The 329-nt window shown below is 46.5% G+C and carries 1 tRNA gene; it reads right to left on the bottom strand.

The window, feature by feature from the left end:
* Positions 1–221 precede the first annotated feature (221 nt).
* Positions 222–297: transfer RNA gene (locus H5126_RS21330), tRNA-Glu, on the bottom strand.
* Positions 298–329 lie beyond the last annotated feature (32 nt).

The following is a 329-nucleotide window of genomic DNA, read 5'->3' as shown; positions in this document are numbered from 1 at the left end:
CCGTGAAAGGGCGGTGTCCTAGGCCTCTAGACGATGGGGACACATAAATGTGTCACTAGGACAACTGAATTTTTAGACTCGTTTCAGGCGAGCTTTCTTAATAACACTACACTTCCCTATTAAAATAAGTAAGTGGCGTCCCCAAGAGATTAGTACTCTTGATAACGTCGTGCATAGAGAGTGCGGTGTCACACTGCTTTACACATACTTAAAATAGTAAGTGGCGTCCCCAAGGGGATTCGAACCCCTGTTACCGCCGTGAAAGGGCGGTGTCCTAGGCCTCTAGACGATGGGGACACATAAATGTGTCACTAGGACAACTGAATTTT

The organism is Pseudoalteromonas sp. SG45-3 (genome assembly GCF_014164075.1).
In the GTDB taxonomy this organism is placed as follows: Bacteria; Pseudomonadota; Gammaproteobacteria; order Enterobacterales; family Alteromonadaceae; genus Pseudoalteromonas; species Pseudoalteromonas distincta.
This window is presented reverse-complemented; position numbering and strand designations above follow the sequence as displayed.